This is a genomic window from Johannesbaptistia floridana, assembly GCF_057440575.1.
Window position 1 is genome coordinate 20,314 of the sequence record NZ_JALKVM010000368.1, and the last position, 16,038, is coordinate 36,351.

13 protein-coding genes are annotated in these 16,038 nt (G+C 35.6%); 12 read left to right on the forward strand and 1 reads right to left on the reverse strand.

Features of this window, described 5'->3' with window-relative positions; all coding sequences use genetic code 11:
• Nucleotides 1-49 precede the first annotated feature (49 nt).
• From MW688_RS20495 to urtE, 7 genes are all read left to right on the forward strand, one after another.
• Entirely contained in the window at nt 50-1,834 is a 1,785-nt protein-coding gene (locus MW688_RS20495) for an SLC13 family permease (RefSeq protein ID WP_486737867.1), read from the forward strand.
• Nucleotides 1,835-1,941: 107 nt separating this feature from the next.
• Nucleotides 1,942-4,329: an ATP-binding protein gene (locus tag MW688_RS20500; protein ID WP_486737868.1), complete on the forward strand. Its 2,388-nt coding sequence runs from the start codon at nt 1,942-1,944 to the stop codon at nt 4,327-4,329.
• 107 nt (nt 4,330-4,436) lie between these two features.
• Nucleotides 4,437-5,705, forward strand: coding sequence for an urea ABC transporter substrate-binding protein (gene urtA, locus MW688_RS20505; RefSeq protein WP_486737869.1), 1,269 nt, complete (start codon nt 4,437-4,439; stop codon nt 5,703-5,705).
• A gap of 280 nt (nt 5,706-5,985) precedes the next feature.
• A complete protein-coding gene (locus tag MW688_RS20510) occupies nt 5,986-7,161 on the forward strand; it encodes an ABC transporter permease (RefSeq protein ID WP_486737870.1) in 1,176 nt (391 codons plus the stop codon).
• A gap of 22 nt (nt 7,162-7,183) precedes the next feature.
• Complete coding sequence (gene urtC / locus MW688_RS20515) at nt 7,184-8,329, forward strand: urea ABC transporter permease subunit UrtC (RefSeq protein WP_486737871.1); 1,146 nt, start codon at nt 7,184-7,186, stop codon at nt 8,327-8,329.
• A 1-nt stretch (nt 8,330) separates the two neighbouring features.
• Nucleotides 8,331-9,080 carry an urea ABC transporter ATP-binding protein UrtD gene (gene urtD, locus MW688_RS20520; RefSeq protein ID WP_486737872.1) on the forward strand — a complete coding sequence of 250 codons (750 nt, stop codon included), beginning with the start codon at nt 8,331-8,333 and terminating at the stop codon, nt 9,078-9,080.
• A 1-nt stretch (nt 9,081) separates the two neighbouring features.
• Nucleotides 9,082-9,783 carry an urea ABC transporter ATP-binding subunit UrtE gene (gene urtE, locus MW688_RS20525; protein ID WP_486737887.1) on the forward strand — a complete coding sequence of 234 codons (702 nt, stop codon included), beginning with the start codon at nt 9,082-9,084 and terminating at the stop codon, nt 9,781-9,783.
• A gap of 7 nt (nt 9,784-9,790) precedes the next feature.
• Here urtE and MW688_RS20530 read toward each other — a convergent pair whose 3' ends face one another.
• A complete protein-coding gene (locus MW688_RS20530) occupies nt 9,791-10,753 on the reverse strand; it encodes a DUF1822 family protein (RefSeq protein ID WP_486737873.1) in 963 nt (320 codons plus the stop codon).
• Nucleotides 10,754-11,144: 391 nt separating this feature from the next.
• On the opposite strand from MW688_RS20530, the gene MW688_RS20535 reads away from it, so the two are divergent.
• From MW688_RS20535 to MW688_RS20555, 5 genes are all read left to right on the forward strand, one after another.
• Nucleotides 11,145-12,377, forward strand: a complete 1,233-nt coding sequence (locus tag MW688_RS20535; RefSeq protein WP_486737874.1) for a S1C family serine protease — start codon at nt 11,145-11,147, stop codon at nt 12,375-12,377.
• 79 nt (nt 12,378-12,456) lie between these two features.
• Nucleotides 12,457-13,032, forward strand: coding sequence for a COP23 domain-containing protein (locus tag MW688_RS20540; RefSeq protein ID WP_486737875.1), 576 nt, complete (start codon nt 12,457-12,459; stop codon nt 13,030-13,032).
• Nucleotides 13,033-13,124: 92 nt separating this feature from the next.
• Complete coding sequence (locus tag MW688_RS20545; RefSeq protein ID WP_486737876.1) at nt 13,125-14,153, forward strand: S1 family peptidase; 1,029 nt, start codon at nt 13,125-13,127, stop codon at nt 14,151-14,153.
• Nucleotides 14,144-14,971, forward strand: coding sequence for a tetratricopeptide repeat protein (locus tag MW688_RS20550; protein WP_486737888.1), 828 nt, complete (start codon nt 14,144-14,146; stop codon nt 14,969-14,971). The genes MW688_RS20545 and MW688_RS20550 overlap by 10 nt, the downstream gene beginning before the upstream one ends.
• 469 nt (nt 14,972-15,440) lie before the next feature.
• The gene (locus tag MW688_RS20555) at nt 15,441-16,028 is read left to right on the forward strand and encodes a tetratricopeptide repeat protein (protein WP_486737877.1); all 588 of its coding nucleotides are present in this window, start codon (nt 15,441-15,443) and stop codon (nt 16,026-16,028) included.
• Nucleotides 16,029-16,038 lie beyond the last annotated feature (10 nt).

A 16,038-nucleotide genomic window follows, 5' to 3' on the forward strand; every position in this document is an offset into this window, starting at 1 on the left:
TAAACTAAGATACAATCAGCTAAATTCAAGAAAAAATTTTTGAGACTGTATGGAGATAATTTTAACCTTTGCTGTTGTTGGTCTGGCCCTAGTTTTATTCATTACTGAATGGTTGCCTGTGGATATAACAGCTTTATTAATAGCTGTGATTTTAATTATTCTCAATCTAGTCACTCCAGAACAGGGAATATCTGGTTTTAGTAATCCAGCAACAATTACAGTAATGTCTATGTTTATTCTGAGTGCCGGAGTTAGTCGCACTGGTGTTATTCAAATTGTCAGAGATTGGCTACTCAACTGGGGTGGAAAAAATCCTGTTCAACAAATCATTACTATGGGTTTGTTAGTAGGTCCCATTAGTGGCTTAATCAATAATACAGCCGTAGTCGCTATTTTCCTGCCTATAGTGGAAGATTGGTCCAAAAAACAAGGAATCTCCGTTTCTAAACTGTTGATGCCCTTGTCATTTAGTACTATCTTGGGAGGCATGATTACTCTCTTGGGAACTTCTACTAATATTTTAGCTAGTGGTATTTATGAACAAATGGGTTATCCAGCAATTGGGATTTTTCAATTTACTCCTCTAGGAATAATTATTTTTATCTTGGGATTAATTTATTTAGCTTTTATTTGTCCTAAACTTATACCAGACCGCAAACCTGCTAATAGTGAATTGGTGGGTGATGATTATAAATTAAAAGACTTTGTCACCGAAATTATTATTAATCCACGCTCTAATTTAATTGGCCAAACTCTAAGGGAAAGCGCGTTACAGCGTAAGTTTGATATCGACGTTTTAGAAATAATCCACAATGGCAACCATTTTCCCCAACCTTTAGCTGATAAAAAACTCAGCGCCGGTGATATTTTACTGATTCGCGGCAGTAGCGAGGAGTTGATGAGTATCAAGGAAGAAAGAGGGGTAGAAATTCTCCCTGAAGTCAAGTTTAGTGAGTTAGAAGCAGAATTAACTTCTGGGGAAGAGAAAGTTGCTGAAGTGCTGATTTTATATAACTCTAACTTAATTGGCTCTACTCTTAAGGATTTACGCTTTCGTCAACGGTACAATGCTACAGTATTAGCGATAAAACGAGGCCAGGAAATACTTAGAGATCGTCTTGGTAAGACTTCTCTTAAATTTGGCGATTTATTACTTGTACAAGGACCAAAAGAGAGTTTTTTGGGTTTACAAACTAGTCGCGATTTGTTAGTAATTGACCAACGAGATGTAGAAAGTCTCAGACAGGATAAAGCATTGATTTCTCTGGCTATTATCATTGGAGTGGTTTTAGTCTCTGCTTTTAATTGGTTACCCATTTTAGTTAGTTCTCTAACTGGGGTAATTCTTATGGTTATTACTGGTTGTTTAAAACCTGGGGAGATTTATGGTGCTGTGCGTTGGGATGTGATTTTTTTACTCGCTGGATTAATTCCTCTAGGTATCGCTATGGATGAATCAGGAACTACAGAATGGTTGGCGACTACACTAACTAGTATGGGAGGGAATTTAAATGGTTATTGGATTCTCTGCTTTTTTTCCCTGATTACTACGATTTTAACCTCAATTTTATCTAATAATGCTTCAGTGGTTTTGATGGTGCCTTTAGGTATCAAGGTCGCAGTTACTCTAGGGTTGGATCCTTATGTTTTCGTGTTAACTGTTATGTTTGCTGCTTCTAATTGTTTTATGACTCCCATCGGCTATCAAACTAATACCATGATTTATGGTCCCGGAGGTTATAAATTTCTCGATTTTGTCCGCGTTGGCACTCCTCTTAACCTTTTTATTGCTGTGATTACTCCTTTTTTAGTTATTTTACTTTATGGAATTTAACTCACTATCAAATCTCACGCAATTAAATATAAGTTAAAATAAGTAAGAGGAAGATGATGATAAATTGCTTATTAACTAAATAAATATTTCTTCTATTAGTCACAACAATGGATCAAATAAACATGAATGCTCAACACTCAATAACTATTAAGAGTAATCTATATACAAATACTATTCAACTTGTAGATAATGTTTATTCAATTGGACGTCATTCAAATAATTCTATTGTTATTAAATCCCATCTACTATCTCGCCATCATGCTACTATAGTTAAAGTTAAATATAACAATACAGAAGATAATTTTAGTTATTGGATAATTGATGGTGATTTACAGGGAAACAAAAGTACTAATGGTATTACCGTTAATAATCAAAGGGTATCATCTTATGAATTAAAAAATCAAGATAAAATTTTAATCGCTAATCATATAGAAATTTACTACTATTGTCAAGCAAAAGAAAGAAGCAATTTTGCCAAACTAGACAAAAGTAATAATCTGAAGTTATCTATACTAGATGAATCTAGAAAAACTATCCCAATTTATGAACAAGATGATTTTTTAAATCGCTTAAACAAGGGTTACGATTTAATGTCTTATGGCATTATTGAACTGAATAAAAAAGGCAAAATTATTTATATAAATGAAACAGCAGAGTTAAAATTTCGATTTTTGCAAGAATTACAATACAAGCATCCAGCTTTTACAGAAATAGTCGAGGAATTAAATAAAAATCAAGATCAGGTTTTAGTAGGTGAAATCCAAATAGAAAAAAATTTGTTGTTACAATACGCCCATTATTTAAAAAATGAACAATTAATTAGGATATATTTAATTGACTTAAACGAACAAAAAAGAATCGAAATGGCAGCTAAGGAAAATGAAGAAAAATATAAAGCTGTTGTTGAACAAATTGGCGAAAGTATCATTTTAGTGGATTTTAAAGCAAAAAGAGTTTTAGAATGTAATCAAGCTCATTGTAACTTATCAGGTTATTCTATAAAAGAAGCGTTGAGTTTAACTATTTATGATTTAATACTTATGGATGATGAAGTAATTAACGGTTATTTGAATAAAATTATCCAAATTCAACAACCTTTGTCCTTAGAATCTCTTTATAAAACAAAAAATGGTTCAGCCATTGATGTAGAAATTAACCTGAGTCTAATTAATTATTATGATCAAGAGGTATTCTGTTTAGCTGCTAGAGATATTCGTGAAAGAAAACAAGTAGAGAGAAAACTAGCTGAACAAAATTCTAAACTCAGTGAAGCGAAAAAAAGTGCAGAAATAGCTAATCAATCTAAAAGCAAGTTTTTGTCCATAATTAATCATGAACTGCGTACTCCCATGAATGGCATAATAGGAATGACTAATATGCTGATGCAAAGTGATTTAAATTCTGAACAGAAACACTATGTAGAACTTATTCAAAAAAGTGGAGAAATATTATTACACATCATTAATGATGTCTTAGATTATGCTAAATTTGAATCAGGAAAAATAAAAACAGAAAATATAAAATTTACTTTAGAAACTTTAGTTGAAGAAATAAAAGATTTGATTATTCCCCAAATCAATACAAACAAGGTAAAATTTAGCTATACTATCTCTGAAAATTTACCTAGTCACTACAAAGGAGATGCTAATTTAATTAAGCAAATACTGCTTAATTTACTAAGTAATGCGGTAAAATTTACCGAACAAGGAGAAATAAAGGTAGTTATTAGGGAACAATATCACGAAGATGATCAGAGTGACAAAATACAATTTTTAGTGCAAGATACTGGAATTGGCATAACACCAAAAAACCATAAAAATATTTTTCAACCCTTTAGCCAAGGAGATAATTCAGTTGGGAGAAAATATGGGGGTACAGGTTTGGGACTAGCAATATGTAAACATCTTTGTGAAGTAATGGGAGGGAGAATTTGGGTAGTAAGTCAAGGAGTAGTATCAGGAGACTATCCTTTAGATTTTGAAGTAGATTTAAGTAAATCAAAATCAACTCCAGGAGCTAGTTTTTATTTTACTGTTAAACTAGAAGCAATTTCTGAAACGACTACTCCATTAGAGTCAGAAACAAGAAAAAATCTGTTAGAATGCCATAAGGATAAATTGAGTTGTTTGAAAATACTATTAGCAGAAGATAATCAGATTAATCAAAGAGTTGTAGCCCTGATGTTGCGCAAATATAGTTGTCAGTTAGAAGTTGTAGAGAATGGTTTAGAAGCAGTTAAGAAACTACAAGAAACAGATTATGATGCAGTTCTAATGGATATAGAAATGCCAAAAATGGATGGAATTAAAGCCACAGAAGAAATTCGGAAAAATTATAAAAACTTAGAGAAACCCTGGATAATAGCTGTTACTGCCTACACATTTCCAGAAGAACAAGAAAAATGTTTAAAGGTAGGAATGAATGATTATATAAGTAAACCTATTATTGAAGAGAAATTAGTAGAAGCATTGGTTAAAGTAAAAGCAAAAAGTTGAAACCATATTCAAATTAATTTTTGGTATTAAAAGCTACATTTAAACAGTTAATTAAAGTTTAGTATAGTTTAGTTTTATACAGACTTGAAAAAGATTAGCAATTGAAAATGAGCAAATTAGGACGGAGAAAATTTTTAGTATACGGATCTTCAGCAATAGGAACAAGTGTTCTACTAAAAGCAATAAGTGGCGATCGCCAAGCTAAAGCAGCAGATGGAGATACAATAAAAGTAGGCATATTACACTCTCTCAGTGGAACCATGGCTATTAGTGAAACTACAGTAGTAGAAGCAGAAAAACTAGCCATCAAAGAAATTAACGCCGCAGGAGGCGTGTTAGGTAAACAAATAGAAGCAATAGAAGAAGATGGCGCTTCAGATTGGCCCACTTTCGCAGAAAAAGCCACTAAACTGATAGACCAAGACCAAGTAGTCACAGTATTTGGTTGTTGGACTTCCGCAAGCCGTAAAGCAGTGTTACCAGTTTTTGAATCCAAAAACCACATGCTTTGGTACCCAGTACAATACGAAGGTCAAGAATGCTCTAAAAACATATTTTACACTGGGGCAGCACCTAATCAACAAATTGAACCTGCTGTAGACTGGTTGCTAGAAAACAAAGGTCAAAACTTTTTCCTAGTAGGTTCAGACTATGTCTTTCCTCGTACCGCCAATACCATCATCAAAGAACAACTAAAAGCAAAAGGAGGTAAAACAGTAGGGGAAGATTATATACCCCTAGGCAGTACTGAAGTTACTCCCATAGTAGCTAAAATTAGAGCAACTTTACCCACTGGTGGAGTAATATTTAACAGTCTAAACGGTGATAGTAACGTAGCTTTCTTTAAACAGATACAAGGCTTAGGTATAACTCCAGATAAATATCCAGTCATGTCAGTGAGTATTGCCGAAGAAGAAGTAAGACAAATTGGTAAAGAATATTTAGTAGGTCACTATGCAGCTTGGAATTACTTCCAAACCGTAGATACTCCCGCCAATCAAAAATTTGTTCAAGCCTTTAAAACAGAATACGGAGAAGACCGCGTGACCAACGATCCCATGGAAGCAGCTTATATCATGGTTTATCTTTGGAAACAGGCCGTAGAAACCGCAGGAACTACTGATTTAGAAGCCGTGAGAAAAGCAGCCTTAGGTCAACAATTTGAGGCACCAGAAGGACTAGTTACCATGCAAAATAATCACCACATCTCTAAAACTGTCCGTATCGGTCAAGTTAGAGATGATGGTTTATTTGACATAGTATGGAGTACCGAGGGTCCCATAGATCCTATACCATGGAATCAGTACGTACCAGAAACAAAAGGATTAGCCTGCGATTGGAGTGACCCCAGTAAAGGCGGTAAATATCAAATGTAAGTAAATAATAATGAGGACTAACTTAATGCGGGACAAGCTAGTTGAGAAGAGATGTCAGGTGAAGCGGTGTTAGGTAAAATGGGAGCTGGTTTTTCTTTCTTTCCTAGGTATTTTTTCATCACTGCCAAACCTTGAAGTCTTGATAATTCCTACACTTCCCTCATACTTATCTAGCATAATAACTTTTTTCGTTATTTAAAACAATTCTACCTAAAAGCTAATACATGACTACCAGCCAAAATGTCCCGGTTTAATTTTCAATTTAAAAGGTAACCAAATTATGTGGTCTTTGTTTGTAGATAGTATTTTCAATGGCATAAGTATTGGAGCTGTATTACTCATAGCAGCCTTAGGACTAGCTATAGTTTTTGGGCTAATGGGTGTAATTAATCTTGCCCATGGTGAGTTGATTATGCTAGGAGGATACACCACATACGTAGTGCAAAATATCTTTAAAAGTTGGGGAGACCCCTGGTTTAACTATTATATCCTAGTAGCCATACCTGCGGCTTTTATTGTCTCAGCTTTGATGGGTCTAATCTTGGAAAAAGGCGTGATTCGCTACCTCTATGGTCGCCCTTTAGAAACCTTACTAGCTACCTGGGGAGTTAGCCTAATTTTGCGACAATTCGTAAGAAGTGTAAACGGTTTACTAGTAATTGGTATAGGTGTATTTTGTTTACTCTTTTTCGGTGGTCTGTATTTATTGAAAAAACAAAGTAATTGGGTAAATATTCGCAGTTGGGCAAAAATAGTTTTATTTATCTTATCAAGCGCGATCGCCTACTTTGGTACTAGATTAATATTTACTCAAGAAAATTCACAATCCCTAGCAAAACCCTGGTTTAGTGCTAGAAACGTTGATGTAACCGCACCAGAATGGTTACGGGGAGGACTTCCAGTTATGGATGCTTTTCAAATACCCTACACCAGAATATTCATTCTCACTCTCACTATTTTGTGTTTGTTAGCAACTTTTTGGTTTCTCAACTACTCCAGTTGGGGTTTAAGAATTCGTGCAGTTACCCAAAATAGAAGTATGAGCGCTTGCTTAGGTATTCCAACAGACACAGTGGATGCGCTAACTTTTGCCCTTGGTTCGGGATTAGCAGGAATAGCCGGATGTGCTATAAGTTTACTAGGTCCGGTGGGACCAAATACAGGACAAAACTATATAGTAGACACATTTATGGTAGTGGTTGTTGGTGGAGTTGGTAATCTGTTGGGTTCAGTTATAGCAGCATTAGCAATAGGAATTATCAGTTACTTAGTGGGATCTGGACTTCTAGCAATATTTCTCTCTCCAGTAGAATTTTTAGCCCCATTGATAGAAGTTTTAAACTTTTTTGCAACTACTAGTATGGCCAAAGTGCTGATTTTTGCTTTAATTATTGCCTTTTTACAAGTAAAACCGGCAGGTATCTTTCCACCGAAAGGTCGCACGGCCCAATTATAGAAAAGATTTATCTGGTAGAATCATGAAGACAAAATCTCAGCAGCAGCGAAAAAAACTTATCAGAGAAATAATTATAGTAGTAGGGATAGCAATACTTTTTAGTATACTATTTCCGGCGGTTTTATCAGAATTTCGCCTCAAACTCCTAGGCAGATTCCTAGCTTTAGCCATTGTAGCCTTAGGTATTGACTTGATTTGGGGTTACACAGGTTTACTAAGTTTAGGTCACGGTATTTTCTTCGCCTTAGGTGGCTATGCCTTCGCTATGTATCTTAAATTGCAGCTTCCTGAAGGAGAATTACCAGAATTCTTTACCCTCTATGGTGTGAGTGAATTACCTTGGTTTTGGGAACCATTTAAATCATTACCATTGACTCTGATAGCAATGTGGTTAATACCAGCTATCGTAGCAGGACTTCTGGGTTACCTAGTTTTTCGTAATCGCATCAAAGGAGTTTACTTTTCAATCCTAACTCAAGCTTCTCTATTAGTATTTTTTAACTTTTTTAATGGTCAACAAAAACTAATTAATGGGACCAATGGATTAAAAACAGATACAGAAACAATCTTTGGCGTCATCGTTAGTTCAGCAAAAGTGCAACTAATTTTTTATCAAATAACTATCTTATGTTTAGTTTTAATTTATTTTCTCTGTCGCTGGTTGACAACAGGAAGATTCGGTCGCGCCTTAATCGCCATTCGTGATGATGAAATTAGAATGCGCTTCTCTGGATACAACCCTACAGGATACAAGGTGATAGTATTTGCTATCTCAGGAGCGATCGCCGGAATTTCGGGAGCACTGTATACTGTACAAACAGGCATCATTACCCCTAATGCGATGGAAGTAGCTTTTTCCATTGAAATGGTAATTTGGGTAGCAGTAGGAGGCAGAGGAACCCTAGTGGGAGCAATTATTGGTACACTTATAGTACGTATCGCCCAAAGTTTACTTAGTGAACAATTTCCCGCCGTTTGGTTATTTTTCCAAGGGGCTTTATTCTTAATTGTAGTTACAGTACTCCCTAATGGTATTGTCGGCTGGTGGCGAGAAACAGTGTGGCCAAAACTTTCCTCTTTACTCGGTATCCGCCAACCGATGGTAACTTATCCAAGTTTAGAAGAAGATCCCGAAGTACAACAAGAAAGAGAAGAAATAGAACAATAAGATGAGTGAGAAGATTCTGGCTATAGAAAATTTAACCGTCAGTTTCGATGGTTTTAAAGCCCTCAATCAATTAAACTTTAGTATGGATACAGGAGAGTTGAGAGTAATTATTGGTCCTAATGGTGCAGGAAAAACCACTTTTTTAGACGTAATTACCGGGAAAGTCCAACCAACTGAAGGAAATGTCCTATTCAAAGGCCGCAATCTCCGTAAACTATCGGAATATAAAATATCTCGAATGGGTATCGGCAGAAAATTTCAAACCCCCAGAGTTTATTTAAATCTCACAGTGAGAGAAAATCTAGATTTGATTTGTAATCAAAATAAAAATTCTCTAGCTACTCTTCTCGGTCAAGCTAAAAAACAAGAAAGTTCTCAAGTGATTAATCTTTTAGAAACCATCGGTCTAGTGGCTAAGGCAGATTTAGCCGCAGGTTTGCTTTCCCACGGAGAAAAACAACGCTTAGAAATAGGTATGTTAGTGGCACAATCTCCCGATTTACTCCTAGTAGATGAACCAGTAGCAGGCTTAACCGATGAAGAAACTGAAAATGTCGGCGCCTTATTAATAGCTTTGGCTGAAAGTCATTCCCTCATAGTGATTGAACACGATATGGAGTTTGTTAGACAAATTGCTCGTAAGGTAAGCGTGCTACATCAAGGTTCTTTATTATGCGAAGGGACTATGGATGAGATACAAAATGACCCAAGAGTAATAGAAGTATATTTGGGAGAACAGCATGATGAATAAAATGTTGCAGATATCTAACTTGAATGTCTACTACGGCGAAAGTCACATTATTAGAAATGTAGATTTAAAGATCTTTCCAGGAGAGATGGTTTGCTTAATTGGTCGTAATGGAGTGGGTAAAACTACTTTACTCAAAACAATTATGGGGTTACTGCAACCACGAACTGGAGAAATAAACTATATAGATAAATCTATTTTGGGTTTCTCTACAGATAAACGTGCGCGTCTAGGTATAGGTTATGTCCCCCAAGGGAGAGAAATTATACCCCGCCTCACAGTCAAAGAAAATTTACTCCTCGGGTTAGAAAGTTTAGGTAAACGTAAACAGAAAAAATCTGAGATACCTGAAACTATTTTTACTCTTTTTCCCGTACTGAAAACTATGTTAGGGAGAATGGGAGGAGATTTAAGTGGCGGACAACAACAACAACTGGCGATCGCCCGCGCTTTAATGGGTGAACCGAATTTATTACTTTTAGACGAACCTACCGAAGGAATTCAACCTTCAATTATTCTAGAAATAGAAAATGCCGTCCGTGAGATTATCGCCACCACTGGCATTTCTGTGTTACTAGTTGAACAGCATTTACACTTTGTCCGTCAAGCCGATAAATATTACGCCATGCAAAAAGGTGGTATAGTTGCCAGTGGTGCTACTTGCGATTTAACTCAAGCAGTAATTCAGGAGTTTTTAGCCGTATAATTTTTATTTAACTCACAAATTCCTGTAACCAAAAATTATATGATTGATAATCAAGCTTTAGTGTAAATTGACTTTCTTTGATTTGCTCAAAATTCATCTGCATAACTCGTTCATGAGGCTTAACTTCCACAACTTGATTATCATCACTATTTGGTTCTATTTTGCTTAAAGTTAGTCCTTCTGGTAAATATTCATTAGGGGACAAAGATACTATCTGAACTAATATTTCCATTGAATCCTCTGACTCTGACTGAATTTGAATAACTAGAGATATTCGACTGTTAATATTTACTACACCCAAGTCAATGATTGTACCTCTAGTTACTGCTTCTGATTGAAGATAACCCTTTGTAAAAGCAAGATTTAATGTTTGATTTGAAGTTCCAAAAATTTCTGATGTTCTTTTCCACTCTTTGGTAAAAACTCCCTGAAGCCAATTATTCAAATTAATTAAAGAAGCAGAAGTTGCCGCAGTCAATCTCTTAATATTTTCTTCTCTTGAGTTGGAATAACTAGGTTGTAAACAATCAATTATATTTTCCAGATTATTTAATTGATTTAACCCTATTAATTCTCGATCAGCATGAGTAATAAATCCTGTTAACACTGCTTGAAAATTATCTTCTTCTATTCTCACACTTACATAACCTATTCTATTAAACCAAACTTCTGGAGGAATATGTAAATGAGTTGCTTCAGGTAAAAAATATCTACATTCTAATTTTCCCACATCTATAATTGTCAAGTCAGCTACATTACTCAATGTTTGCCAAATTATATTTTGACTATCGCTATTTTCTATATCTGTTCTAACATCTAAACATTGACAATAGAAATTTACTGCATAGACAGCCAACGTATTGTAATAAACTTGTTTAGCTTTGTTCGCTTCTATCTGTTTTTGGCTAAAATTATGAGCTTTTTTGTAAGCTTCTTCAGTTAATGGCACGACGAAATTATTTAAATTCATTACTCTTACTCTTACTAATAAGTATTTTTGTTTCAGGCAAAGACTCAATCAGTCTGTTCGCTACAATTTAACTTTGATCCCTAGATAGTTCTAGTCAAGTCTATTTCTCAATTTTTAATTCGGCATAGTATATAAATTTAACTGTCAATACATCTTAAGTTAACTGTCAATATTCCTATTTTTATGCGTTTTGCTCAAACTCCAGCTCAAAAAAGTAGATAATCATATAGTTAAATACGTGGAAATAGTTTCGCGATCGCCAACACCTTAAACTCAGATCTTGCATCTTTACCCTCATTCATTACTAAAAAAAATATTTTCAGTAGTTTTGCATAATTTCCGTAATCACTGCCGTTAGATTAGATAATGGAGGTCACAATAAGTTGAGAAGATGAAAATGTATTGCAAATCCTTGGAAATCATAAAAATTACAATAGTAGCTAGTATTTTAGCTACTGGTATGGTTGGTTGCTATCAACCCCAAACCTCCTCTAATTCAACTACAGACACTAGGGAAACAATAGAAACCGAAACGGCAGAAAATGTCCAAGATGGTGTTGAAGAGGCCGATGAGGAACAGGCATCTCCTGTAGCTGATTCAACTGAAATACCGGATCCTGAACCGCCAAAACCTCCCAGGAATGACAATATTGGTGATGAAGCCGAAGAAACTAGAATGGAAGTCTACAGACAAGCTAATCCTTCCGTAGTTTCAATTAGAGCCGGAAATAGTATCGGTAGTGGTTTTATTGTCCAGTCTAACGGTATCATTCTCACTAATACTCACGTAGTTGATGAAGCTCAATCTCCCGTAACTGTAATTATCTCAGACGGTAGAGAACTATTAGCTGATGTAATTGCTTATCATCCTAAGGCCGATTTAGCAGCTTTAAAAATTCGAGATGGAAATAATTTTCCACCCTTGTTGTTTGCACAAGAAGATCAAGTTAGAGTGGGTCAGTCTGTGTATGCAATTGGCAGTCCATTAGGATTAAGAAATACTTTTACTCAAGGAATTGTTAGCAGGATAGAGGCTAATAATAATTTAATTCAACATGATGCAGCAATTAATCCCGGTAACTCTGGTGGTCCTTTACTAAACTCTCAAGCAGAAGTTATTGGTATTAATACTTTTATTCGTTCAGTAAAAGGAGGGAGCGATGGCTTAGGTTTTGCCATCACAAGTGATGTACTTGAACCATTTTTAGCCGAGGTACAACAATTACGCGATAATCCTAAACCTACTCCACCTCCTCCTCGTCCTTCTCCTGAACCAGAACCAATTAACCCTTCTCCTGAGGCTGATTCTCTGGTTGCTTCTTTTGAGGAAGGAGATCCAACTTTACCCAACGGTAGTTATTTTCATGCTTATCCTTTTAAAGGAGAAGCCGGGAGTGTCTATGAAATAGAAATGACCAGTGACGAAATTGATCCTTCTCTATTGATTTTCAGTGAAGAACGAGAAGAAGTAATCGCTCAAAATGACGATATGTCACCAGGGAATTTCAATGCTAAAGTACAAGTAGAATTACCGGAGAATGGCGAATATATAATCATAGCTAGAGCTTACAGCGTTGGTGAAACAGGAGAGTACAAGTTAACTATTAAGAAAGGAAATAGGTAATAAGAAAAAAAGTTCACACCATAAACCTATGTAAACATCAAAAAATTTTATCTCACTAAACAACTTAGGAGTAAAACTCATGAAAACTACCTTAAAAAAAACTTTTGGTTTATTAACTGGCACTATCTTAGCTTTAGCTGGTCTCAACATCAATTTTAATCGAGTTGATGCACAAGAAAACGATGTCAAATTTATCTGTGCCTATAGCTATGATCAAGACAATAATCAAAAAATGCCCACCACCTTCATTTGGACTCCCCAAAAGAAAATTCCTGTGATTGTCTGGGAATCAGAGTTTTTCAAAAACTCAGGATATGACCCTCAAACACGTTGTGAACAAGTATCTCCTCGTTTTCAAGAAGCTTATTACAATAATACTCTAGGTCTCATGACAAACGGCACCATCAATGATCAACCAGTTATTTGTACGGCCCAAAGTCGAGATGGAACCGCCAATAGTGCCAATGGTCAATGTCATACTCTTTTAATCACAATGCGTCCCGAAGACGATACTGTAAAATTTATTAAACATCTAGAGGATTTATTTGATGGTCGTCAACTTGGTCCTATGAGACATAACTCAGGAAGTGGTCAACCTCAGATTTTTGTTCAAGTAGACATTGATCGCTTTATTAGAAATACACCGGGTGAATAGCTACAACTAATTTCTTCTCAACTAGCACCCTATGGTTAAACTGTAGGGTGTTCTTCCCTATTTTACTATTGGAGTTAAGAGTTTTATATTCAATGAATTATAAAAAATATACTGATTGGTTAACTAAAAGTACCAAGAATAACAAGCTTACTGTTAGTATTATTTTTAGCCTCACTCTACTAATAGTTAGCGGCACAATCTGGTTAGTATTAGCTAAATTAACTGAGAAAAACCAAAATCAACTCACTCAATCTCCAAGTCCCCCAAAAGTTGAACCAAAAAGAAGTACATCCCCTCCTTTTGCCAACTTTAATCGCAAATCTCCTCCTCAAGTAGAATCAGAAACGACGATTGAAAATATAGCTCGGTCAGTTACTGTGAAAGTATTAGCAGATAACAATAAAGGTTCAGGATTTTTAATAGCTAACAAAGATAATAAATACTGGGTTATAACTAATTCTCACGTTACTAATTTAACGACTAATTATCAAATAAAAACTCCTGATCAAAAAATTCACACCGCTAGATTAATTGCTCAAGATGATTCTGAAAATGGTAATGATTTGGCAATTCTAGAATTTGATTCATCAGAAAATTATTCCTTAGTTAACTTAGCAGATGTAGAGACACAAAAAAATCTAGAAAATGGACAAACTGTTTTTGTGGCAGGATTTCCTTTAGGAAGTGACAAAATGTCCTTTTCAGAAGGAAAAATATCTTATATCACCACAAAAGCCTTAAAAGGTGGGTATCAAATTGGCTATACTAATGAGACAAATCTAGGAATGAGTGGAAGTCCTGTATTTAATGAAGAGGGAAAGGTTATTGCTATTCACGGCACAGGCGCTTTTCCTGTGCTTAAAAATGCTTATGTTTATCAAGATGGATTACGCCTTAGTGATGAATTAATTGAGATAATTGAAAAGTTGAGTTTTGCTATTCCTATAGAGAAAATTAATCAGCTAGATGCACCTATGATTATTACTTCTCAATTGAATGGGGAAAAGCCAAATATTCCTAGAGTTGAACCTAATCATGATTCTTTAGCTAAATTAGAAGATAAACTAGAGAAAACCTCTCAAGATTTTCTGGTTACAGTCAATGTTAAGGAATTGAATTAAAACCGGATTTAGCTAAGGCTTATTATGGCAAAGCTTTAGCTTATCAAGGTCAAAAAAATTATACCGCAGCTTTAGTAAGTATCGAAAAAGCTATTCAACTAGAGTCGAATATCTCCACCTACTGGCGAGAAAAAGGTACAATTCTACTAAAAATTGGTAGTCTTCAAGAAGCCTTGTCTGCCTATCAACAAGCAATTACACTCAATCCTCAAGATTCTCAATTATATTTACTTAAAGGCTTTACCCTTCAAAAGTTACAACGATATTCTGAAGCAGAAAATGCCCTGAGTGAAGCAATTAATCTTAATCCCTCTTCTCTGGCTTATATGTATCGGGGTAGAGTAAAAATAAAAGATAAAGCTTATCAAGAGGCGATCGCCGATTGTAATCAAGCTATCAAATTACAACCTAATTTAGCTGAAGGTTATTTGTGTCGGGGTATGGTTTATCATTATCAACAAGAATATCCTCAAGCATTATCTGATTATTATCAAGTAGTTGCTCTTAATCCTCAGTTAGGAGAAGCTAATTTTAATATAGGTTTAGTTGAATATGAGCGGGGTTTAACTGAATCTGCTTTGAGTAAATGGGAAACAATTCAATCAGGAGATAATTTTAACTCGGAAATGGTGCAGTTGGCGATCGCTATTTCTCTCTATCATCAAGAAAAAAAAGACCAGGGATTATCTCTAGCAGAAACAGCTTTAAAACTCAAGCCAGAATTGAGTAATTTTGACTATTTAGCGGCACATCTTTGGGGAGATAAACTTTTGCAAGATTTCCAAAATTTATTGACTAATCATCAACTCAAGCGGTAATATCATGTTCGCTTTTTGTGTAACCGTTGACCTGAAACCACCAAACCACCAAGCAAGAGCACTGCTAGGGCGCAAGTATGAGCGCTGATGGGGTGACAAGGTGGCAAGAGATGCAGACAGGATTAAGTTATGGAGGTTAGACAAGTTAAAACTTTATTTCTTACTATAGACGTAGTTACAACGGTCAAACTCTCTTAAAATAGATAAAAACATTATATGGTAAGTAATTTTAACTTGAAAACCCGTAAAAAAACCTGACACCTAACACCTAATACCTACCTTCACTTTAACGAAAGTTGTCACCCCGTTAGTATTAGCGTTGATGGGGCGCAAGCCTTGCGCCCCTACTACTCATGCCCAGGGTCTTTTCATTCTTTGTCAAGAATGAAAAGACCCTGCTATATGAGCAGGGCTGTTTCATTCATTTTTTTATTTCAAAATGTAACGTTTTAACAGTAGGCTTTTTACTATGTTTTTTAAAATAAAAATAAATCCGAGATTTATTATTAGCAAAAAATCCCCTCTCCCTGCTCAGAAGCCCCCGTGCTCCGGTGCTCCTCCTCACCATTTTCTTTGTCAAGAACGAAACAGCCCTGGCTATATGAGGGCACTGAACCTTTTTGAAAGACTCCTAGGACCAGACCACCTTTATGTAGCACAAATTCTCAATAATTTAGCAGAATTGTACCGAATTCAAGGGCGCTACGGTGAGGCTGAACCCTACTCTATCAAGGCACTGAAGCTTAGAGAAACCCTCCTAGGACCAGATCACCTCGATGTAGCACAAAGTCTCAATAGTTTAGCACTTTTGTACTATAACCAGGGGCGCTACGGTGAGGCAGAAACCCTCTACCTAAGAGCGATCGCCATTGCTAAGTCAACCTTAGGAGAAAATCATCCTAATACTCAAACAATCATTAATAATCATCTAGGAATGTTCCTGGAATTTTTGCTTCAATTACCGGAAGAAGAATTGAAAGCAATGGTGTCTGAGGAGGATTATCAAGAAATCAACAAAATTAAACAATTTTTCAGTCTACTGAGGTCCAGAGGTTAACTTATTTATA